The sequence below is a fragment of the Blastopirellula sediminis genome (assembly GCF_020966755.1).
Taxonomy (GTDB): Bacteria; Planctomycetota; Planctomycetia; order Pirellulales; family Pirellulaceae; genus Blastopirellula; species Blastopirellula sediminis.
Window position 1 is genome coordinate 2,430,358 of sequence record NZ_JAJKFT010000010.1, and the last position, 23,917, is coordinate 2,454,274.

Here is a 23,917-nt window from a genome sequence, read left to right on the forward strand (position 1 = left end):
CGCTACGGCAGGACGAAAGCGGCGCCAGTATAGAACGTTCCCATGTAAACGGCGCCGCGCCAGCTCCAGGGGAGCCCGTGACGATCATGCGGGTTGTTGTCGCCGGGGCGATAGTGACCCAAGGTGTAGATCCGTTCGCAGGGCGGATTCACGCCAACCTTGTACGGCAGCATGATCGTGTTGGCGAAGAAGTGAGCCGCCGAGACCGCCGGCTGAATCACGCGATGACGGTTTCCGTAGCGCTCGAGATTGACTTCTTCAAAGTAGAGCGGCTGGTGATAGAAGGCCGGAGCTTCCCACATCGCGACCGACGGCGCCCACGGACGCTGGACGCCGTAGATGGTGTCGACTTCGGGGTATTCGGCGAACAGTTCCGCGGCGACGTTGGCCGGCAGTTTCACCTGATGGTTGGGACCGGTTTGGATTTCGGGATCGCGGTAGCCGGTGTTGATCGTGTAGGAGTCGGCCGGGCGACGTTCGAGCAACGTCTGGAGCTGTTCCGGGGTCATATGTTTGAATGGATCTTTGCCGTCAGCGACCGAGCGGTAGAGTTCGCCGTAACGTTCGCCAGGGGGAAGAATATCATCTTCGGTGATCATGGCCCCTTTCGGGATGATCTCATCCGGCGGCGGATCGACCGGTCCCAGCTCTGGCGGAGCGGTCTGAGTAAACGCAGCGGGACGAATGCGAAACGGAGAGGCCGGAGACTCAGCACGGACTTCCCAAGCGGCGAAGATGGCTCCGCAGAGGGGGAGGAAGATCAGGCAGATAGTGTTGAAATGACGCATCCTTCGTCTTCACCATGCTAGTGCGATAGGGGGTCCATGCGACTCCGTCTTCTCTCGATCGGCGTTTCGCTCCTTCCTAGTTCAGAGAAGTGGCTCCAGCCGGTCCAGCTTCCGCATATTTGGCAAATTCGGCCTGATCGGCGTCAAAAGGAGGGGGGATCGCGTCAACTTGCGCGATTGTGACGACCTGATGCGGTCCGAATGAGGGAAATGGAGACGGCTTTCGTTGACATTGCCAAAAATCGTAATTTGAATGGGAAAATACGTATCTTTTGACGGCTAGGGGGGTTAAGTGCGTTTTTCGCATACCTCGCTAGCGATTTTTTCTGCCACGCGCCGCTCACTCCCCTGAAGAGCGATCGACCGAGGGACGCTACCGAATGAACCGCAAGCGAATCTTCTCGCGCAAGCAGAAACGAAAATCGCGCGGTAGCGATAGCGGCGCAGCCAATCGCTTTCTTGATCAGTTCGACACCAAGCTTCGCTTTCGCGAACTCGAACCTCGCGTCGTGCTGACTGCGACGGCCATCGTAGATGGCGACGGCGTTTTGCAGATCACGACCGATGCGCCGACGGACGATGTTGAGGTCCGCTTCTACGACAAGGGAGGCGTGGCGACTTACGAGGTGACGAACGACGGAAAGTTCGTCGATGAGTTCGCCGCTGCGACGGTCAAAGGGATCGAAGCGAATGACGTCTCAGGATCGCAGGTCGATTCGCAACAGTTGACTCTTCTCGACGACCACGCCACGCTCGATCCGAACCTTAGCTTGGGGTTGGAAACCAAGGGGATCGAAGAGGTCGTATTCAAGGGCTCCGCCCTGGGGGATTCCTGGACGTTCGACAAAATGGTCACGATCGAAGCCGTCAAGTATGACGCCGAAGTGAGCCAGAACGGCGCCGATTTGCTGACTCCGATCGGAACGCCGGTGACGTTCTTTGCGATCGACGGCGCCAAGATCGACGTGAATCTCCAATCGACGACCAACGAGATTTCCCAACTCGCCGTCGGCCATGGCGGAGAAGTCAAGATCGCGACGTCGCAAGACCTCGCCGTTAACAGTTCCAACGCCGATCTCCTGCAGTTGACGGCGCCGAACGTCGAGTTGGGGGCCGATACGTTCTCCTCGCAATTTGGCGCTCTTAAGATCGATCTCACGGGAAGCGGCGACATCACGCAGAAAGGGGACGTTACTGTCACCGGGGCGACCGATCTGGACGTGATCGGCGGCAAGGTCCTGCTCAACAATAGTGGGAATGACTTCCAGGGACCTGTTTCGGTCAACGCGCTGAACGTCGTCGACGCCGATACGGCGACGATCGCCGATACGAACGACTTGCAACTGGGGGACATCCGGTCGGCCAAATTAACCGCGATTACCGGCGGCAATTTGACGCAAGCTTCCGGGACGACGGTCGAAGTGACCGACCTGGTCGACTTTCAATTCACTAGCGCCGGGAAGACGCTCGATTTGCAGAACGCCGGCAACTTGCTGCCGTCGGACGACGCGAAGTTTCTGCTTAGCGGCCCGGAGAGTCCGACCAATTTTTACCTGCGAAACGACGCGACCGACGCGGCGATTCCATTGGCGATCGCGACGCTCGCCGGTACGGGCAGCTTGAACGATCTGACGCTGATCTACACGCAGAACACCACCGCGATCGCACTGCCGAATATCGATATCACCGGCGACCTGGTTTATCAGGCGAAGGGGGTGATCGCGCAGACGGCGTTAACGTCGATCAAGGTCGACGGCAACGCCAGCTTCAAGACGCTCGACGATCAGAGCATCTTCGTCGACATGGCCGACAATGAGTTCACCGTCGTCTCGGCGACCGGCGCCACCCAGGCCGATGTGGTCGCGATCAACGACAACGACGGCGGCTTGGACTTGGACCAAATTGCGGCGACGACGCTGACCGTTCACACGGTTGGAGCGCTGGGGAACGTCGACAACGCGTCGGTCGTCGTCAGCGGCAACGCCAAGTTGACCGGCGACAGCGGCATCGCACTCGGGAGCGAAACGAGCGACCTGGTGACGTTTGGCACGTTGACGTTCATTTCTCCCGCTGGGGTCGCGATCGAAGAAGACGATTCGACGCTGCTGACCGGAAAGAATAGCGCCAGTACGCTCGATCTCGATTCGACCGGCAAGATTGAAAACGTCGCTGGTACCGAACTGAAGGTTGCCGGCAATGCGTCGCTGACGGCCGACGACGGCGACGACCTGAACGCCAACAACCAGATCACGCTCGGTCAGGACGTTACCGACGATTTTGAATTTCTCTCGCTGACGTTCAACTCGGTCGACGCCGTAAAGATCGCCGAGACCGGTGATACCGATCTGGTCGGCAAAAGCACGGCTGGTTCGCTGGAATTGAAGTCGAGCGGCTCGATCACCAATCAGGACAATGCGGAGCTGAATGTCGTCGACAACGCCAGCTTCATCGCTTCGACGGCGATCACGCTCGGCAACAAAACGGACGACAGCTTCAAGTTCGGCACGCTCACCTTCGACGCCAGCGGCGCGGTCTCGATCGCCGAAGACGATTCGACCAAATTGAGCGGCAAGAGCAAGTCCGATTCGCTCGTGCTCGATTCGACCGGCGCGATTCAGAACGCCGCCAACGCGGAAGTGGTCGTCACCAACAACGCCAAGTTCATTGCCGGGACGAGCATTACGCTGGGGAACGAAACCTCGGACGTTCTCCAGTTCGGCTCGTTGACGTTCGATTCCGACTTCGGCGTCTCGATCAAAGAAGACGACAGTACGGTTCTCAGCGGGACCAGCCAGGCGGCGACGCTGCTGTTGCAATCGACCGGTTCGATCACCAACGAGATGAACGCCAAGCTGTACGTCGATGTTTCGGCTCAGTTTATTGCGACCGACGGCCTCAATAACGGCAACAACAAGATCACGCTCGGAGACCAGACCGGCGACGTTTTCCAATTCGGGACGCTACGGTTTGATACGGTCGACGCCGTTTCGATTGCGGAAGACAACGACACGCTGCTGGAAGGGGCGAGCAAAGCAGGTTCGCTCTATCTCGCTTCGACCGGCAAGATCGAGAACAAAGCCAACGCCAGTTTGACCGTCGGCGGAAACGCGGAATTCTCCGCCGGTACTGACGTCAAGTTGGGGAATCAGTCCGGCGACAGCATTTACTTCGGTACGTTGACCTTTGCGGGGAATGTCGTCGCTATCGCGGAAGACGATGCGACGGTCCTGACCGGCACGAATACCGCGACGTCGCTTGATCTTAAGTCGACCGATACGATCACCGATGAGATGGCGACCTCGGTCATGGGCACCGGCCCGGCGACGTTTACCGCCGCCAACGAAATTACGCTGGCCGACGATGCCGACACGCTGCATGTGACCGGCCTGGCGACCTTTGAGTCGACCGCGGATAAAGCGATTTCGATCGGCGACGCAACCAGCAGCACCCAGTTCGGCTCGCTCAACTTCAACGGGGGCGCCGTCGATATTCAGGAATCGGACGCGACGATCTTGAGCGGCGCCAATACGGCGACGTCCGTCATTCTGACCTCGGGCGGTTCGATCACCGACGCGTCCAAGACGACGGTCGAGGTGACCGGCGCGGCCACCTTCGCCGCCAAAGATGAAATCACGTTGGCCAACGAGAATGACGACAAGCTCGATATCGGCGGCCTGGCGAAATTCACGTCGTCCGATAACGATGCGATCGCCGTTGGGGACGCGGGTAGCACGACCTATTTCGGCTCGCTGACGTTCAGCGGCGGAATGGTGGTGATTCAGGAAGACGACTCGACTCTGCTGGCCGGTACCAACGCGGCTTCGTCGCTCAACTTGGAGTCCGGCGGCGCGATTACCGACGATTCGATGACCAAGGTCACCGTGACCGGCGCGGCGACGTTTACGGCGAAAGATGAAATTACGCTGGCGAACGAGACCGACGACAAACTCGACGTCGGGGGCTTGGCGACCTTCAAATCGCTCGATGGAGACGGAATCGCTATCGGGGCGAGCGACAGTCTGACCTACTTCGGCTCGCTCAACTTCAACGGCGGCGTGGTCGTCATTCAGGAAGACGACTCGACGTTGCTGACGGGGAACAATAGCGCCAGTTCGCTTGAGCTAAGCTCGCTCGGCAAGATCGAAAATGACCCCGGCACGAAACTGATCGTTAGCGGGAACGCCAAGTTCACGGCTGACGACGGCAATAATCTGAACGGCAACAACCAGATCACGCTTGGTCAGGATGGGGCGGATGATTTCGAGTTCGGCTCGCTGACGTTCAATTCGGTCGATACCGTCACGATCGCCGAGACCGGCGGGATGCTGCTGACCGGCAGCAACAGTTCCGGCACGCTCTTCCTCAGCGCGACGGGGAAGATCGAAAACCTCGCAGGGACGAAGCTGATCGCGGATGGCGTCGCGTCGCTGACGGCGGACGACGGCGATAATCTGAACGCCAACAACCAGATCACGCTCGGCCAGAACGGGACCGACGATTTTGAATTTCTCGCGTTGACGTTCAATTCGGCGGATGCGGTGAAGATCGCCGAGACCGGCAACACGCAATTGACCGGCTCCAGCAGCGCCGGTTCGCTGGCACTTACCTCGACCGGCAAGATTGAAAACGCCGCCGGCACGAAGCTGATCGTCGCAGGTAACGCTTCGCTGACTGCCGACGATGGAGATGATCTAAACGCCAACAATCAAATCTCGCTCGGTCAGAACGGTACCGATGATTTTGAGTTCGGCTCGCTGACCTTCAATTCGGCGGACACGGTGGTCATTGCCGAGATCGGCGACACGCACCTTACCGGCGAGAGCGCCGCCAAGACGTTGAACCTCAGTTCGACCGGCAAGATCGACAACGAGGTCGGCGCCAAGCTGATCGTCACTAGCGGGGCTACGTTTACCGCCGACGACGCCAATGCGGTGAACGCCAACAACCAGATCCTGCTCGGACAAGACGGCGCCGACGATTTTGAGTTCGGCTCGCTGACGTTTAATACGGTCGACGCTGTCAAGATCGCCGAAACCGGCAGTACGTTCTTAGAAAACAAGAGCACGGCCGGTTCGCTGGAACTGAAGTCGACCGGGTCGATCACTAATCAGTCGAGCGCCAAACTGGATGTGACCGGCAACGCCTACTTCATGGCGTCGGTCGACATTACGCTCGGGGATCAAGTCGACGACAAATTCACCTTCGGCTCGCTGACGTTCGACGGCGGCGCAGTGGTGATACAGGAAGACGACTCGACCGAATTGAGCGGCTCGAGCTCGGCCAGTTCGCTCGAGTTGACGTCCGGGGGCGCGATCACCGATGCGTCGACGACGGAAGTCGAAGTTGTCGGCTCAGCGACCTTCACGGCGAAGGACGAAATCGTCCTCGCGAACGAAACCGACGACAAGCTGGAAGTCGGCGGCCTGGCGACCTTCAAGTCGCTCGATGGCGACGCGATCACCCTGGGAGCGAGCGACAGTACGACCAAGTTCGGCTCGCTCAACTTCAATGGCGGCGTGGTCGTCATTCAGGAAGACGACTCGACCTTGCTGACCGGGAGTAACACCGCCAGTTCGCTCGAACTGAGCTCGCTCGGCAAGATTGAAAATGTCGCCGGGACGAAGTTGATCGTCAGTGGAAACGCCAAGTTCACGGCCGACGACGGCAACGCGGGTAACGCCAACAACCAGATCACGCTCGGTCAGGACATGACGGACGACTTTGAGTTCGTCTCGCTGACCTTCAATACGGTCGACGCCGTGAAAATCGCTGAGACCGGCAGTACCGATCTGGCCGGCATGAGCACGGCCGGTTCGCTCGAATTGAAGTCGACCGGTTCGATCACCAATCAAATGAACGCCAAGTTGGATGTGGCCGGCAACGTCAGCTTCATGGCGACCGTCGACATCACGCTGGGAGACCAGGCTGGCGACAGCTTCACCTTCCAGTCGCTGACGTTTGACGGACAAACGGTGGCAATCGAGGAAGACGACTCGACGAAGTTGAGCGGGATGAACTCGGCAGCATCGCTTGAACTCAAGTCCGGCGGTTCGATCACCGACGATACGGCGACTTCGATCGATATCGGCGGAGCGGCCACGTTCCAGGCACAGGACGCGATCACGCTGGCGGACAACGCGACCGACGTCATCGATATCGGCGGCTTGGCGACGTTCGTCTCGCTGGGCGCCAGCGCGATCGACGTCGGCGTCGATGTAATGATGGCCGATGGCAGCGACAGCGGGGCGAAGGTCAACTTCGGGCAGCTCACCTTCGTCAGTGACGACGGGATGATGGGCCGCGGGGCGGTGACGATTCGCGAAGATTCGAGCACCGAAATCACCGGAGACAACAAAGCGTCCGATCTCTTCCTGGCCTCGGCCGGGGCGATCACCGACGATGCGATGACGACGGTCGACGCGACCGGCGCTGCGGTCTTCACCGCGAAAGACGCGATTACGCTCGCTGACATGATGGGCGACGAATTGACGATCGACGGCATGGCGACCTTCATTTCGCTTGATTCGGCGGCGATCGAGATCGGCGGCGATGGCCTGACGCTGTTGGGGATGCTCAACTTCAATGGCGGCGCGGTCGTGATTCAGGAAGACGATTCAACGCAATTGAGCGGCGACAATGTCGCCGACTCGCTCGAACTGACGTCGGACGGTTCGATTGAGGACAAACCGGCTACGTCGATTGACGTGGAGAACGACGCGACCTTCACCGCTGCGACGTTCATCACGCTGGCCGATAATTCGACCGACGTGATCGATATCGGCGGTCTGGCGACGTTCGTCTCGCTGGGGGCTGGAGCGATTGACGTCGGCGTCGATGTGTTGATGGCGGACGGGACCGACAGCGGCGCGAAGGTCAACTTCGGTCAGCTCACGTTCGTCAGCGATGACGGGATGCTGGGACGCGGCGCGGTGACGATCCGCGAAGATTCCAGCACGGAAATCGCTGGCGAGAACAAGGCGTCCGATCTCTTCCTCGCTTCGGCCGGCTCGCTTACCGACGATGCGATGACCAAGATTGATGCGACCGGCGCCGCGGTCTTCACCGCCCAAGATGCGATCACGCTCGCCGATGTGATGGGCGACGAGTTGACGATCGACGGCATGGCGACCTTTATTTCGCTCAATTCGGGAGCGATCACGATCGGCGGCGATGGCCTGACCGAGTTGGGGATGCTCAACTTCGACGGCGGCGCGGTCGTCATTCAGGAAGATGATGCGACGCAATTGAGCGGCGACAACTTCGCCGATTCGCTCGAACTCACCTCCGCCGTTTCGATCGAGGACAAGCCCGATACGTCAATTGACGTAGAAAACGACGCGACCTTTACCGCTGGCACGTTCATTACCCTCTCCGACACGTCAGGCGATCAGCTCGACGTCGGCGGTTTGGCGACGTTCGTTTCGCTGGGCGCCAATGCGATTGACGTCGGCGTCGACGTGCTGCTGGCCGACGGCAGCGATAGCGGCGCGATGGTCAACTTCGGGCAGCTCACCTTCGTCAGTGACGACGGGATGCTGGGCCGCGGCGCGGTGACGATCCGCGAAGATTCCAGCACCGAAGTGACCGGCGACAACGCCGCGTCCGATCTCTTCCTGGCCTCGGCCGGGGCGATCACCGACGACGCGATGACGACGATCGACGCCACCGGCGCCGCGAAGTTCATCGCCCAAGACGAGATTACGCTCGCCGATGTGATGGGCGATGAATTGACGGTCGGCGGTCTGGCGACCTTCATCTCGCTCGATTCGGGGGCGATCTCGATTGGCGGCGACGGCCTGACGCTGTTGGGAATGCTGAACTTCAACACCGGCGGCGCGTTTTTCCTCCAAGAAGACGACTCCACCGAATTGACCGGCGACAATGTCGCGGACTCCGTTAATCTGAATTCCGACGGCGCGATCACCGACGCCGAAGGAACGTCGATCGACGTCGAAAACGCTGCGACCTTCACCGCCGCGACGTTCATCACGCTGGCCGACAAAGCGACCGACGTGATCGACATCGGTAGTCTGGCGACGTTCGTCTCGCTGGGCGCCAGCGCGATTGACGTTGGCGTCGATGTGGTGATGGCCGACGGCAGCGACAGCGGCGCGAAGGTCAACTTCGTTCAACTCACCTTCGTCAGCGATGACGGGATGCTGGGCCGCGGCGCCGTGACGATCCGTGAAGATTCGAGCACCGAAATCGCCGGAGACAATAAGGCGTCCGATCTCTTCCTGGCCTCGGCCGGAGCGATCACCGACGCCGATTCGACGCAGATCGACGCGACCGGCGCCGCCACCTTCACGGCGCAGGACGAAATCTTGCTCGCCGACGCGTCTGGCGACGTTCTCCATGTCGGCGGCCTGGCGACCTTCACGTCGCTCGGCGGCGACTCGATTACGGTCGGCGGCGACCTGAGCGATACGCGGTTCGGCTCGCTGACCTTCAACGGCGGCGACGTCTTCATCCAGGAAGACGATTCGACCGAACTGACCGGCGTCAACATCGCGGCGTCCCTCAACTTGTTGTCAGATGGCGCCATTACGGACGCGACCGGCACGTCGGTCATGGTCAACGGCGATGCGACGTTTACCGCCGGCGACAAAATCACCTTGGCCGACGAAGCGACCGACGAGTTGCAGATCGTTGGTCTGGCCAAGTTCGTTTCGGTTGGCGGCGCGACGATTGACGTTGGAGTCGACGTTCTGGCAGGAGACGGCAGCGATAGCGGCGCGAAGGTCGACTTCGGCCAGCTGACGTTCGTCAGCGACGACGGCGCCAATGGCCGCGGAGCGGTGACGATTCGCGAAGATTCGAGCATGGAAGTGACCGGAGTCAACCTGGCGGCGAGCCTGTTCCTGGCGGCCGACGGTTCGATCATTCAGGTCGAAGATGGCGACGGGATGACTGCCGATCGGATCGATCTGGACGTCAATGGCGACGGCACGGTCGTTGGCGACGCCGTGTTTGAAGCGGCGGCCGGCGGCGTGATCAACCTGTTCGGCGACACCACGGCCAACCCGCTGGGAGAGCCGGTTTCGACCTTCCTCGCCGACAACAAGATTAAGAACGCCGAGTTCCGCGCCGCCGGCGGCGGTAGTCTCTCGGACGTCTACTATCGCAACATCAGCACCGCCGCTCTCTTCCCGACGTTGCCCGACACGATCACCGGCGACTTGCGGATTCAATTCACCGACGCGGATATGATCGTCAATGATAACGTCAATGTTGGCGATCAGTTGATCCTCGAAGCGCTCGGCTCGATGAATTCGATCTCTGACGTCGACGGCGTCTCGATCGCGGCGAATGACGCGATCATCGTCGCCGACGGCACGATCTCATTGGCCGACGAGTCGCTCAACAGCCTGAAGGTTGTCGAGAACGCCTTCTTCTACTCACGCGGCGGCAACGATATCACGGTCGGCGCCAGCGATACGGATGGAACGGCGAGCGGCGCGACGGTCGAGTTCGGCTCGCTTACCTTTTATAGCGGCGACGGCGGTTCGACCCGCGGCGATGTGGTCATTCACGAGACCAACGCCACCGAATTGGCGTCGCGACGGTTTGAAGTCGACGGGACGCCGGTTATTTTCATCAACCAGGCCGATTCGTTGGTCTTGATCAGCGACGGCGCTTTGACCGACGCCGACTCGGACGGTTCGATGGGCGAAACGATCCTGCGGGCCAGCGTTGATGTCGCCAACAGCTCGATGATGATCGCCGGCGGTCAGATTCTGTTGGCCGATCAAGCGCTGGTGACGGTCGACGGCGTTGACCTGGGCGTTTACTCGCTGGGGCTTAGCGACAACGCCGAAGACAATGACATCGCCCTGTTCGCCACCACCGGCGGCGACGACATTCACGTCGGGGTAGCGGACGCCGTGGCGACCGACAGCGGCGCGACGGTAGAAGTCGACGGTTTGACCTTCTACACCGACGGCGGAACCGGTAACGTCTATCTGCAAACCGACAGCGATACCTTGCTGGCGAACCGCGACTTCGCCGGCATGACCTACGAAAACCTGGCCAACGACGTCGTGCTGCGAACGACCGGCATGATCGGTTCAGCCGGCGGTGAGACGACCCAGATCGTCGGCGACGCTCGATTCATCGCCACCGGCGACATCTCGCTGGTCAATTCCGATCCGGCAGCGTTGCTCGTGGTCGGCGGCAACGCCTTTTTCCAATCGGGCGGAGCGGTCTCGGTCGGTACGGGAACCAGTGGCGCCAACTTCGGCACGCTCTCGTTCGACGCGATGGGTGACGTCAAGATTACGGAGTCGAATGCGGCCGGCAGTCTGGTGATGCCGGCGGCCGGCATGGCGATCACCAACACGAAGTTCAACGGCGGCAGCACGAATCACGCCGGTTCGCTGACGCTGATTTCGGACAGCTTCATCGAAGATGACGCTTCGACGACGGTCGAAGTCGACGGGAAAGCGACGCTGACGGCCAAGACGACGATCACGCTTGGCGACAACGCCGGCGACACGTTTGTCGTTGGCGGAGACGCCGCGTTTACCTCGACCGACGGCAAGACGATCGACCTCGGCGTGACGCCGACGACGCAACTGGCGACCGATCGCGGTACCGATAGCGGCGCGACGGTCGAGTTCGGTTCGCTGCAAGTGACCAGCGTCGGCGGCGACGTGACGGTCCACGAAGATCTTGGCACGCTCTTGGCCGGCGACAATCAGGCCGGCACGCTCGTGTTGGTCGCCAATCAAGGAGACATTCGCGATCGTACCGGCACGTCCGTTACCGTTTCTGACTTCGCCGAGTTCCACGCTGAAAACAGCGTCGTGCTGGCGGACGAAGCGACCGACGTGCTGACCGTTAGCGGAAACGCTCTCTTCACCTCGGGCAATAGCACCTACTTTGCGACCCCCGGCGTCGTTCGCGAGATCAGCGTCGGCGTGGTCGATGTCGATGCGGCCAACAATCCGGACGACTCGTCGCGCGGAACCGACAGCGGTGCGACCGTTTCGCTCGGCAGCGTTACGTTCAACGGCTTCGCCAACATGGACGCCGGCGCCCATGTGACGATTCGCGAAGATGAATCGATCGTGATCACGCATGCCGAACGTCGCGAAGGTGGCGGCTCGACCGAGATCACCAACTTCGCCCAAACGGCGATGCTGATCGCCGACAACGTCGCGAATGACGCGACGATTACCGACACGCAAATTGACGGCGTCGGCGGCACGTCGATCGAAACGACCAGCTATGCGGTCTTCCAGGCCGACTCGCACATCGTCTTGGCGAACGAAGCGGCCGACTCGCTGAAGATCGGCGACAACGCCTACTTCGCTTCGCAGTTGGGCGATATCGATCTCGGCGTAACTGCGAAAGCGATCAACGCCCTTGATCGTGGCGCCGACAGCGGAGCGAGCGTACAGTTCGGCACGCTCACCTTCGTCGCCGACATTGGCGACGTAACGATCCACGAAGACGACGACACGACCCTGAACAATGGCAACCCGCTTCGCGGAACCGGCAGCTCGGCGAACTCGCTGGTGCTGGAAAGCAGCGGCGCCATTGAAGACACGGCGGGTACCAGCCTGATCGTCGCTCAGCTGACGACCGCGCCAACTGCCGGTTCGGCCGAGGATCAAGTCGACGGACTCGCGGTACTGCGAGCCGGAACTGACGTTCACCTGGGCGATTCGTCCGGCGACTCCATCGATTTCCGTCGGCTGTCGCTGAGCGTCGGCGGAGACGTCTCGATTACCGAGACCTCCGCGACTGACGGCGGACTGCTCTTGCTCGATGGCTCGCAGACCGCCGGGACGATGGCGCTGAAGACGGACGGCCACCTGGTGCAGATCAATGACGAACGAACCGGCGCCGTAGCGACCACAATCTTCGCCGATCAGACGCTCTTGGTCGCCGGCGGCGGCATCGTGATGACCAACGTCGACTTCAACACCGCCACGCTGCAGGCTCACGGCACGCTGCAAGTAACGCCCGGCGCCACGCTGAACGCCGACGACGCTGCGAACGGTGGGCTGCTCGGACGGCGGACGACCGACGCGATTTCGAGCTACTTGCCGGACTCGAACGACGACACGTTCGCGCCGAAGGGACCGAGCACGACGCCGGAAACGGAAACCAACATGGACGGCGCCTACTCGATCGTGCTGTCGGACGTGAACAGTTTGACGATTGGCCTGGTGACCGACGCCAAGGGGACGATCGCGGCGGATCCGGTCACGCTCGCCTTTGACGTAGCGAACAGCGACAGCATGGCGACCGCCGATTTCAAACCAGCTTTGTCGGCCGTCGGCGTATCGGCGGGGCACATGTTCGTACAAACCGGCGGCGATTTGAATTTCTCGGAGAACGCCGCCGATCCGCTCGACAACGTCGTCGTCTTCGGCGAAGTGCGGATGACCGGCGGGACCGTGACCAACAACGCGTTCACGGCGTTGGCCGGCGGCAACCTCAACATCAACGGCGACTCGATGCTGGTGATGCGATCGGCCGCCGACTTCTACATGTTTAACCCCGACAACAACACGCTGACGCCGTACGTCGGCGGCGGTTTGTCCGACTCGGTCGGTTCGCTTGGCGCCGTTCACTCGTTCGCCACGTTCGTCGACGTCGACACGCAGCCGGGCTTCATCCAAGTCGGCGAGTTTGGTCCGATCTATCAGCGGACCGCGCAGAGCCCCGATCCAGACGCTTCGACCTCACAAATCGCCAAGGGCCTCGGTAACGGGCAGTTCCAGGTTAACGCAACGATCACTCAACTGGGCGATTCGTCGACGATGGACGTCAACGGCCAACCGGTCTACGTCGAACAGAACCAACGGGTCCTGGTCGACTGGGGCGATGGCTCGCAATCGGTTTACTTGTTCAAAGACCCGATCGACGGCGCGCAAACGCTGCAGCACACTTACAACTCCGGCTTCGCGCTGACCGAACAACGTGCGACGGTAACGATCACCGTTTACAACGATCCGCAGATCAATCTGTACGACAACGTCGTCGACGAAACGAACTTCCGCGATTTGAACTCGGTGACCGACACCTTTGAGGTGATCATCCCGGTCGGCGTTCAATTTGCTCCAGAGCCGCCGCCGTTTGCACAGCCGAGCGCACCCGTTGTGGCGCCGGTCGTCTTCCTGCCGGACGTCGTCTTTGCGGTCACGACCAACAGCAGCTTTGAGTCGGACGGCGGTTCGCTCAACCAGGTGCAGGAAGTTGTGGTGGTGATCGTCAACGCCCTGGACGAAGAAGTGGGCGAGCGGATCGTGCTGCAAGGCTTCAGCACGATCGAAGAGGTCAAGCAATACATCCAAGAGAACACGCGGTTCCTGCCGGGACGCTACAAGGTCTCTATCTTGCTCGCTGGTCAGCAAGAGCCGGACGTTTACTACTTTGAGAAAGTCGCCGCCGATTCGCCGGAAGGCGCCAGCGGCGCCGCCAATAGCGGCGGGAAGTTTGAAGGCTTTGTGCGAGTCGACGGTCCGCATGCGGCGACTGAAGCTTCGGCCGAACAGGTCTGGACGGCGCAGTACGAAAAATGGTTCGAGGCGGACGAAGAAGGCGCCGCCGAACAAACTTCGCCGGTTGGCGAAGAGTGGACGCCCGATCTCTCGGCGGTCTTGCTGCGAGAAGAACGAGCCGAAGCGGAGGAAGAGCAAACTTCGCTGCGAAAGCGCTGGATGCTGCCGGGGGGTATCGGCGGAGCGCTCATGATGGCCGCCTACGCGCTTCGTCCGCAAGAGGATCGCGAGCGTTCGGCGGCGGTTGACGAAGCGCTTGAGAAGTCGCCAGAGGAGTCGACCGACGCGAAGTTCAGCGTATCGCGTCGTCGCTGGCGCCGACGGGTCCGATAGTTCGGGCGCAAAATTGCCGAATTCTTGCCTCTGACTCGGGGAATTCCGGGTTTTGTTGGTGAATCGGACCCCTTTGATTTATGATCGAATAGTACCTTACCGCCATCCAGTGGAGGCCGTAGGTACGATTTGCGCCGTCATTTTCCGGCTCCCATAAGCACCGCTCCCCCCCTCGCTTTTTCCTGATCGCTGGAAAGTTCGTTCATGTTCGCGTGTCCGCAATGTAAAGCCCAGCTGACTGAAGTTCAGCAATCGGAAGGACGCTGTCCTGAATGCGGCGCCGCTTTGGATGAGCAGCAAGCGATCGACCGCACCATTGATCTGCCTAGCGGCGGAGAAGTGGGGCAGACGTACGAATTTGAACTCGTTCACGAAGAGCCGACGTCCGGTGAACCTGTTGCGCCGCCGGAAGGAGGCGAAACCCCGGGTAACTTTGGCGCGACGATCGAACTCGATACGCCGCCGGCCGAGGATGCTGGCGACGTAATGCAGACGATTGATCTGCCCGCAATGGAGGAGCCGCCGATTCCTCCGCGCAGCATTCTCTCTCCGCCGCCAGCGGCCGAAGAAGCGACTCCCGCTGCGAAGGGACCGAGCGACGCAGAATTTGAATTCACCTTGTCAGGCGAAGAGCCGGAAGAGCCGGCCACGCCGCGCGAAGTCAATCGGACGATCGACATCGCCTATCCGGATCCTGGACCAGGCGGCACGATCGATCTGCCGGACGGCGCGTTCAGCGCCGATCAAACGATCGAGCTTCCTGAGGGGGGCGTCGCGCCAGTTTATGGACAAACAATGGACTTGCCCGGCGGCGAAGGTCCTGGTCGGACGATTGATCTGCCCGCCGCGTATGGAACCGAACAAACGGTCGATAGCGTCGGAGGAGAAGAATCCGAATTCGACCTGCCGATGGGATCGAAGCCTCTCTCGGCCGATGGCGTGCGTCGCTATTGGGAAGGCGCCGAACAACCCGGCGACTCGCCGCTGACCTCGTTGAAGACGGCGACGATTGCCCGCGGACGCGAATTGGGCGTCGAGATCCGCGAGCGAATTCTGGTCAAAGATTCGCAGCAAGGAATTTCGTCCGACTACGAACTGATCAACATCCTCGGCGAAGGGGGGATGGGAACGGTTTACGCCGCCGACCAAAAGTCGGTTCGGCGTCGCGTTGCGCTCAAAACGCTTAAGAGCCGTGGCGGAAAGAAAAGGGACGACCGCGCGAAGTTTCTCAGCGAAGCGGTCCTGACCGGCTATCTCGATCACCCGAACATCGTACCGATTCACGAACTGGGGCAGACCAACGACGGCACCCTTTTCTATTCGATGAAGTTGGTCAGCGGCACGCCGTGGCACGAAGCGATCCGCAGTAAGACCGAATTGGAAAACCTGGAATACCTCGATCGCGTTTGCGACGCGGTGGCGTTCGCCCACTCGCGCGGCGTGATTCACCGCGACCTCAAGCCCGAAAACGTCATGCTCGGCGAGTATGGCGAAGTGCTGGTGATGGACTGGGGCCTGGCGGTCGATTTGAATCGCGGCGACCATTTCAGCATGGGGGGAACTCCCGCATACATGGCGCCGGAAATGGTCCGCGGCCCGATCGAAGCGATCGGCATCGGCAGCGACATCTATTTGCTGGGCGCGATTCTGTACGAGATCGTCACCGGCGCTCCGCCGCATGCCGCCAAGACGGTGACGGAGTGTTTGGTCGCCGCAGCGGAAAATAAGATTACGCCGGTCGAGTCGAGCAGCACGCTCCTCAAGATCGCTCTCAAGGCGATGTCGAGCGATATGAGCAAGCGCTACGTTTCGGTAGCGGAGTTCCAGTCGGCGATTCAGGAATACCAGTTCCACTCGCAAAGCTTGGGGATGTCGACCCGAGCGCAAGAAGATCTGGAAGAAGCGAAAACGTCGCAAAACTACGAACAGTTTTCTCGTGCTCTGTTCGGGTTCCAAGACGCGATCGAACTCTGGCCGAAGAACGAAGCGGCGATCACTGGTTTTCGCAACGCCCACAAAGCGTATGCCGAGTGCGCGCTGGCCAAGGCCGACTTTGACCTCGGCTTACAGCAGTTGGAAGAGAACGACCCAGAGACCCGTTCGTTGTACGACGCTTTGGTGCGCGGGCGAGACGATCGGCGTCTGGCTCAGTCGCGCAAACGGTTCGCCCAGATGTCGGCGATCGCGGCGATGGTGTTGCTGATGATCGGCGCCGTCGCCTTCGGCGTGGTCGTGTATGGCAAGAATGCCGTGATCGCGCAAGAACGGGACAACGCCGAAAAACAGCGTGAGCGGGCCGAAGAGAATGAGAAGGTCGCCAAAGACAACGAAGCGTTAGCAATTGTCGCCAAGAACGAAGCGGTCAAAGCCAAGGAAACGGCGGAAACTGCCGAAGCGGCGGCGCTGGTGGCCAAGGATCAGGCGGTCCAAGCGCAGATGAAAGAGCAAGAGCAGCGCAATCTGGCCGAAGCGAACGCCGAAAAGGCCCGGCAGAGCGCGATTGTCGCGGAGATGGCTCGCGAAGAGGCGAATGAACGTCGCGCTGAGGCGGAATTCGCCGCGGTCTTCTCACGCATCGGTCTAGCCCAGGCCAAGATCGAAGCGAACGACATCGGCCGCGCGTTGGAACTGCTCGATCAGATTCCGGTTCGTTTCCGCAACTGGGAATGGGGCCATCTCTACGATCGCTGCCATGCCGACGTTCCGCAAATCGACGCGAAGCGTCCGATCCGGGCGATCGCCCTCTCTCCCCAGGGAGACTTAACGGCAGTCGGCGGCGCTGCTGGAGTCGTGTCCCTGTATTCTCATGCGGATGGGGACGTCGCGAAAAAAACGTTGGATCTCGAGGGAGCGCCGATCACGTCGCTCGCTTTCGCTCCGAGCGGCGATTATCTCTTGATCGGCTGCGATGATCCCAAACGCCAGTTGGTCGCCTGGTTCCCGGAAACGGACGAGCAGCAGGAGATCAAGGTGCGCAATCCGTTCGTCTTGCCCGAGGACGACATTCGCTATCACATTGATCGCATCGTCTTCGACCCGCAAACCGGCGTTGCGTTTATCGCCGCCAATGGATACATGTTCTCGGTCGCTTCGCCGGAAGCGTCGCCCAAGCCGCTGCGTTACTTCAGTGACGGCCTCTACGGAGTCAGCCCGTCGTTTGACGGAACGAAACTGCTGCTGGCCGGCGGAAACGTCCGTCGCGGGCGAATCGAAACGGTCGACCTGGAGACGAACGAGACCGCAGCCGAAGTCACGCTGAGCGACATTCCGATCGCCGCTTGTTGGATCGCGCCGAACGTCGCCGCCGTCGCGACCAGCGACGGAGCGATGGCGACCTGGACCGCAGGCGAGGCGAACACGACCGAATTTGATCGGCTGAACTCACGCGTCAATACGCTCGACTTCAACCGGCAGTCCGGCATGCTGGCCGCCGCGATGGAAGACGGGTCGATCTGCGTTTGGGCCGTATCGGAGAACTCAACGCTGCCGATTCGCGGCAAGACTCTTCGCGGTCACTTGGACGTCGTCACCTCGGCCCGGTGGAGCAAGGATGGCAAGACGCTGATTTCGGGGAGCGTCGACGAGCGTCTGCGCTTCTGGGATTACAAGGCGTATCGCGATCAACTGACCATTCAACACGATACCGGCGTTTTGTCGGCGGCTTATTCCAGCGACGGTCAATTGGCCGCCACCGGCGATAGCGGCGGCGTAGTTCGCATCTTCCAGCCAAGCTTGCTCAACGGCGGCGACGTGTTGGAACTGCGGGAAGGGGATTGGCTGGCCGAAAGTCGTGCGACGGAATTTGGCGCTCAGTTCGTTGGACCGAACCACTTGGTGACCCAGATCGGCGGCATCTCAGCGGCCGTCTGGCGACTCGACTCGACGCAACAAGTCAACTCATTCCCGGTCGGCGGCAATTCGGTGGCGATCGCCGCTTCGCCGGATGGTCAACGCTTTGCACTGCAGGATGGCGCCGACTCGCTCCTCCGCATTCGCGACTTTGCTGGCAATGAAGTTACTATCCCGCAGCCGGCGAAAGCGTGGGGACTCGATTTCTCGCCGAGCGGAGACAAGCTCGCCGTCGCCAAGCTGGTGATGGGGTCGGTCTATTCGACCAAACCGAACGATGACCCGCTGCTATGGAAGCGGGCGATGAACGGCGTCAAGCAAATGGGATTCCTGGATGAGAACGTCGTCGCCATCGGCGGAGCCCGGGGAAGCGAAGGGGGCGTGATCGTCCTCGAAACGACCAGCGGTCGCCAGCTTGCCGAATTCCGAGCCAACGAAGGGGAATCGTATCAAGCGTTTGCGCTCGCTCCCGATCGGACGAAAGTGGCGGCCCTCTTCCGACAAGGAGACGGGCATGAGCATGTCGTGAAGATCTGGCGTCCCAACTCCGAGACGCTCGCGACGACGACGGTTCCGTACGAAGTTCGTTCGATGGCGTTTACCGCCGACGGAGAGTTGTTGTTGGCCAGCGATCGCGAAATCTCCCTTTGGAATTTGAAGGAAGCGCCGCAACCGGTTCCCGGCGTCGCGGAGGCGGCGGCTCGCAGCGGACGAAAGATCAGCAGCGCAATTGCGTCTCCCACGAACAACGACGAGCTGGCGATCGCGTTTACTAATCGCGATGTCGAAATCTGGAACGTTACCGCTGGCCGGATGCAGCGGCTGAATTCGGCTCGCCCGGTGGTTTACGTCGGCTTCTCCAGCGACGACAAGGAAGTGGTCGCCGTTCATAGCGACGGGGTAATTCGTCGATGGAGCGTCGTGGACGGAACCAAGTTGGGGCAGTGGACGACTTCGTCTCACGACGTCACTTCCGCTGCACTGCAGGGAGACAAGTTGGCGATCGCGTCTCGCGACGCGAGTCTGAAGGTTCTCGATTGGAAGACCGGCAAGACGGTCGCCGAAGGGAAATTGGCTTCGCCGGCCCTCGACATGACTTGGTCGATTCAACCCGAAGGTCGCCTGATCGCCGGTTGCGTCGACGGCCAATTGCGGATCGTCAACGGCGACGACGCCCAGCAATTGGGAGAGCCGTTCGGCCAGCACGACGGTAGCTATTTAGGGGTTGCGATCGACGCTGACGGGAAGCGTTTGGCGGCGGTTAGCACTGACCGCAAAGTCCGCGTTTGGCTAGAAGTCGACCTTGCCGCAGAAAAATTTGGCGAGCCGCTGACGCACGAAGGGCACTCGGCCGAAGTGAGCAGCGTCGCTTTCTCGCCCGACGGAAGACGACTGGTGACCGGCAGTTCGGACAGTATGGTGATCGTCTGGTACGTCGATCGCTCGGATACGGATCAATCGTTGTTGATGCGAGAAATCATGCCTCTGCGGGGACATCAGAAGGGAATTAAGGCGATTAATTTTTCACCGCAAAAGAACGAATTGCTGACCGCCGGGGATGATGGACGAGCCACTGTTTGGTTCGCCGTTGATTGGCATGAAGATCAGGAGGCTCCTCAGCCGATGGCTGAGAAAGAGTAATCATGGTTCGCTTCGGTAAACCGTGGGTTAATTAGGTAAAAGTTGCCGTGGTTTCCCTGCAATTCGCCACGCTGCTTTGGTAGAAATTGGGAATAATGAAGAACGAGAACAAGGTCGGAAGGATGTCGGCCGTTGCGTTTCGCCTTCCATGACTTGCGAACTGAGAGAACAGTACCGTGCGATGCGCGCTTAACATCTACGCCGGCCCGAGCGCCGGTCAGCGAATCTGGATTGGCGACGGCCAGACCATCAAAGTCGGTCGTACGCATGCTTCGGAATTTCTGATCCCGAATGACCCGCATGTTTCCGGGCTCCATTTCGCCGTCGAATTGGTCGACGACAAGCTGATGTTGACCGACTTGAAGAGTCGCAACGGCACCTATGTTAACGGTGAGCGGATCGCGCAGCCGGTTGCGTTGCATGACGGCGACGTCGTCACCGTTGGCAAGACCCACCTGCAAGCGGCGATTCCGGGCGAGTCGTCCGGTTCGCGATCGGGTTTCGGCTCGCGCTGGTTCGATGAACAAACCGCCGCCGCCAATGCGGACGAAACGGGTATCGGCCAAAAGCCGCCGGCGCCGCGCTATGATTCCGATCTAACGGAGTTTTTGCCGAAACTTGCCGCCGAAGCGCCTGCCGCCCAGGCCGAGGAAGAAGAGCACCACGAAGTAGGCGATCACTATTCGCGACTCTCAAGCGGCGACTTCCAGAAGGCGCGGCAAAAGGCGGGCTACGGCAGCCAGGCGAACGTCGAAGCGCCAGCCAAACGGGCCGAACAGCCGGTCGTCCATGGGGCTCATCCGGCCGCTTCCGGCGCTGCGTCGCCGGGACCGCTCGATTACGAAGCGGGGGTCGCTCCTTCGGGACTGAACTACTTTACGCAGCGCGTCGTGGTCGATCCGATCGCGGTCGCTCGCTACATCGGCCAAGGGAGAAATCTCTACGCCATCGTCAACTTGAATCGCTTGCCGGGAGACGATCGGAGCGCGTTCTACCGCGATGCGACGTCGCACGGCGCCGTCCCGATCTCGGACAACCAAGTCGTGCTGGACGACCGGAGCGTCGCTCAGTTTGAAACGACGATTCGTTCGATCTGGGGCCGCGATGCGGTAATCTGCCTGGCGAGCCGCGCCACGAAGTTCGCCTTCGTCGCACATGCATTGCGGGTCGCCCATAAGCTGACCTATCCGAGCGAACTGCTAGAGTCGCTCTATACGAAGTCGTCGCAAGATACGGCCGATCTGTTCCAGGACGTTTCCGCCATCATGCTGGAAGTCGACCGGGGCGCCGGGTGGGCGATCTTCAAGAACGACGCCGAGATTCGCACCTGGCGGACTTTGGGAATGCCGTGCCCGCCGGCTTCCGCCGAACAGTAACGTTCCGAGGGAGCTCGGCTCGATTGATGCCGGGCTCAGTTTTGGGGGGGCGTTCTATCTCGATCGCGGGCGGACGATTCTTTTCGGCTCGCATTTGGCGATCGAAGTGGCTGAACTTTATCCCAATAAATCCCCCCAAATCTGTCTAGGCAGCCGCCATTTAGGTGTGTTGGAGCTCGCAAATTCTTAATTTCCTGTACAATCATTGCAAGTTCTCTTGGATGCAAAAAAAACGACTCTGATCTGTTGACATTCATTTAAATGACACGTAAACTAATTGAGTCGAAGGGAGTTCCGTAATGTCGGCGAGTCGATTGCAAGAAGAAATCAAAAAGCGGGAGCCGTTCGCCTCGGCGGAACAGGAGGCGACGCTCAATCTCTTGCGGACTAGCGACCAATTGCAGAACCGATTTGGACGCCTGTTTCGCAAGTACGGCCTGACGTCGTCGCAATACAACGTGCTGCGAATCCTGCGGGGCGAGGGACAACCGTTGCCCAGCTTGGAAATCGCCGAGCGGATGATTCAAGTCGTGCCGGCGATCACCGGTTTGATTGATCGTTTGGAGAAGCAGGAACTGGTCGAGCGTCGCCGCTGCAATGACGATCGTCGCGTCGTCTATGTCGAGATTACGGAGAAGGGATCCAAGCTCCTCACCGAAATGGATCAGCCGGTCAACGAGATGCACATTCAACTGATGGGGCATCTGTCGCAAGCCGAGTTGAAAGAGCTGAGCCGGTTGCTGGAAAAGGCGCGGATGAGCCTGGTAGACAACGAAAAAAAATCGGATGCGTAACCAACGCTCCTTTTTTTTAATCAGATAATTGATATATCAACTAATGTTGTGAATTCTAAATCAAGGGGTAAACGATGATCCGAGTTCGCAAAGCCAGAGATCGCGGCCACTTTGACCATGGGTGGCTCAGCACCTACCACACTTTTTCGTTCGCCGGATATCAGGACCCATACAACATGGGCTTCCGCACGTTGCGAGTGATGAACGAAGACTGGGTCGCGCCGGGACAAGGTTTCGGCAAGCACCCACATCGCGATATGGAGATCGTCACCTACGTGCTCGCCGGAGCGCTGGAGCACAAAGACTCGATGGGGAACGGCGAAACGCTGCGCTCCGGCGAATTCCAACGGATGTCGGCCGGATCGGGAATCTTGCATAGCGAGTTCAACCCGTCGTCGAACGAGCCGGTCCATCTCTATCAGATTTGGCTCTACCCGGAAGAGAAGGGGATTGAGCCGAGCTACGAACAGAAGAACTTTCCGAGCGAAGACCGCCAGAACCGACTGCAACTGGTCGCTTCGCCGGACGCCGCCGAAGGCTCGCTGCGGATTCATCAGGACGCACGAATTTACCTGGCGGAACTCGTATCGGGCGCGACGGTCGAACATTCGATTCCGACCGAGCGGCACGTTTGGCTGCAAGTGCTGCGAGGCTCGGTCGACCTGAACGGCAAGCCGCTCGAAACGAGCGACGGCGCCGCGATCAGCTTCGAGAAGTCGCTCAAGATCACCGCCGCCGGCAACGCGGAAGTGATGCTGTTCGAGATGAACTAACGATTGTTACTCACCCATTTTCATCCACGCTACTTTGCAAGAGAGAGAGATTCCCATGCACAATCCGATTACTCCCATCGTTTCGATCGGCGGCCGCGTGATGTTGGCGACCATTTTCGTGATGAGCGCCGTTGGCAACAAAATCCCGAACTTCGAAGGGGTCGCCGGGTACATGGCCTCGGCCGGCGTTCCGGCGCCCCATTTCCTACTGGCGGGAGCGATCGTCTTTTTGATCGTCGGCGGCGCGACGGTTGCGGCCGGTTACTACGCTCGCGTCGGCGCAAGTTTGCTGCTAGTCTTTCTGGCGCTGGCGACTTACTACTTCCATGACTTCTGGAACCTGGAAGGTCAGGAGGCGCAGATGCAGACGATTCAGTTCATGAAGAACCTGTCGATGGCGGGCGCAATGGTCTTCATCATCGCCAACGGATCGGGAGCGGGAAGTCTCGATGGATCTGGCGCTGCGAAACAGGAGACAAGCGAAAAAGAGAGCTTCTAAAGGGAGGCAACGCCCGCGTGGCGAGGATGGGGCGGAGCGTCGGTCGATCGATCGGCGCTCCGTTTTTTCACGGCGCCAATCGAAAGATGCGGCTTAGCCGCGGCTGACTTCGACGGTATTAATCAGCTCGATGTCCGCCGAGATCGATCGAGCGAGCTCCTGCGCCATCTGCTTTTGATAGAAGTTGTCGACTCGACCGGCTAACACGATTCGGTTGTCGTGATATTCGACCTGAAGTTGGCGGAGGGGAAAGAGTGGACTAGCGCTGAGAGCGGTCCGAATGCGGGAGCGAACATCTTTTACGTTCGAGCTAATCATCCGTGGATCTTCCTTGGCGACAAGTCGTTGCA

General features: G+C 60.0%; 8 protein-coding genes. 6 read left to right on the forward strand and 2 right to left on the reverse strand.

Going from position 1 to position 23,917, the window contains the following annotated elements; genetic code table 11:
* Positions 1 to 2 precede the first annotated feature (2 nt).
* Complete coding sequence (locus tag LOC68_RS21520; RefSeq protein WP_230222553.1) at positions 3 to 788, reverse strand: hypothetical protein; 786 nt, start codon at positions 786 to 788, stop codon at positions 3 to 5.
* Positions 789 to 1,168: 380 nt separating this feature from the next.
* Between LOC68_RS21520 and LOC68_RS21525 the strand changes: the two genes are divergently transcribed.
* From LOC68_RS21525 to LOC68_RS21550, 6 genes are all read left to right on the forward strand, one after another.
* A complete protein-coding gene (locus LOC68_RS21525) occupies positions 1,169 to 14,635 on the forward strand; it encodes a beta strand repeat-containing protein (RefSeq protein ID WP_230222555.1) in 13,467 nt (4,488 codons plus the stop codon).
* Positions 14,636 to 14,839: 204 nt separating this feature from the next.
* Entirely contained in the window at positions 14,840 to 20,125 is a 5,286-nt protein-coding gene (locus tag LOC68_RS21530) for a WD40 repeat domain-containing serine/threonine protein kinase (protein WP_230222557.1), read from the forward strand.
* 176 nt (positions 20,126 to 20,301) lie between these two features.
* Complete coding sequence (locus LOC68_RS21535; RefSeq protein WP_230222559.1) at positions 20,302 to 21,501, forward strand: FHA domain-containing protein; 1,200 nt, start codon at positions 20,302 to 20,304, stop codon at positions 21,499 to 21,501.
* A 299-nt stretch (positions 21,502 to 21,800) separates the two neighbouring features.
* Complete coding sequence (locus LOC68_RS21540) at positions 21,801 to 22,295, forward strand: MarR family winged helix-turn-helix transcriptional regulator (protein ID WP_230222561.1); 495 nt, start codon at positions 21,801 to 21,803, stop codon at positions 22,293 to 22,295.
* A gap of 74 nt (positions 22,296 to 22,369) precedes the next feature.
* Positions 22,370 to 23,068, forward strand: a complete 699-nt coding sequence (locus tag LOC68_RS21545; protein ID WP_230222563.1) for a pirin family protein — start codon at positions 22,370 to 22,372, stop codon at positions 23,066 to 23,068.
* A 55-nt stretch (positions 23,069 to 23,123) separates the two neighbouring features.
* Positions 23,124 to 23,567, forward strand: coding sequence for a DoxX family protein (locus LOC68_RS21550; RefSeq protein ID WP_230222565.1), 444 nt, complete (start codon positions 23,124 to 23,126; stop codon positions 23,565 to 23,567).
* 93 nt (positions 23,568 to 23,660) lie between these two features.
* Here LOC68_RS21550 and LOC68_RS21555 read toward each other — a convergent pair whose 3' ends face one another.
* Positions 23,661 to 23,885 (reverse strand): BON domain-containing protein, encoded by a 225-nt coding sequence (locus LOC68_RS21555; protein ID WP_230222567.1) that lies wholly within the window; start codon positions 23,883 to 23,885, stop codon positions 23,661 to 23,663.
* Between the last annotated feature and the right edge of the window lie 32 nt (positions 23,886 to 23,917).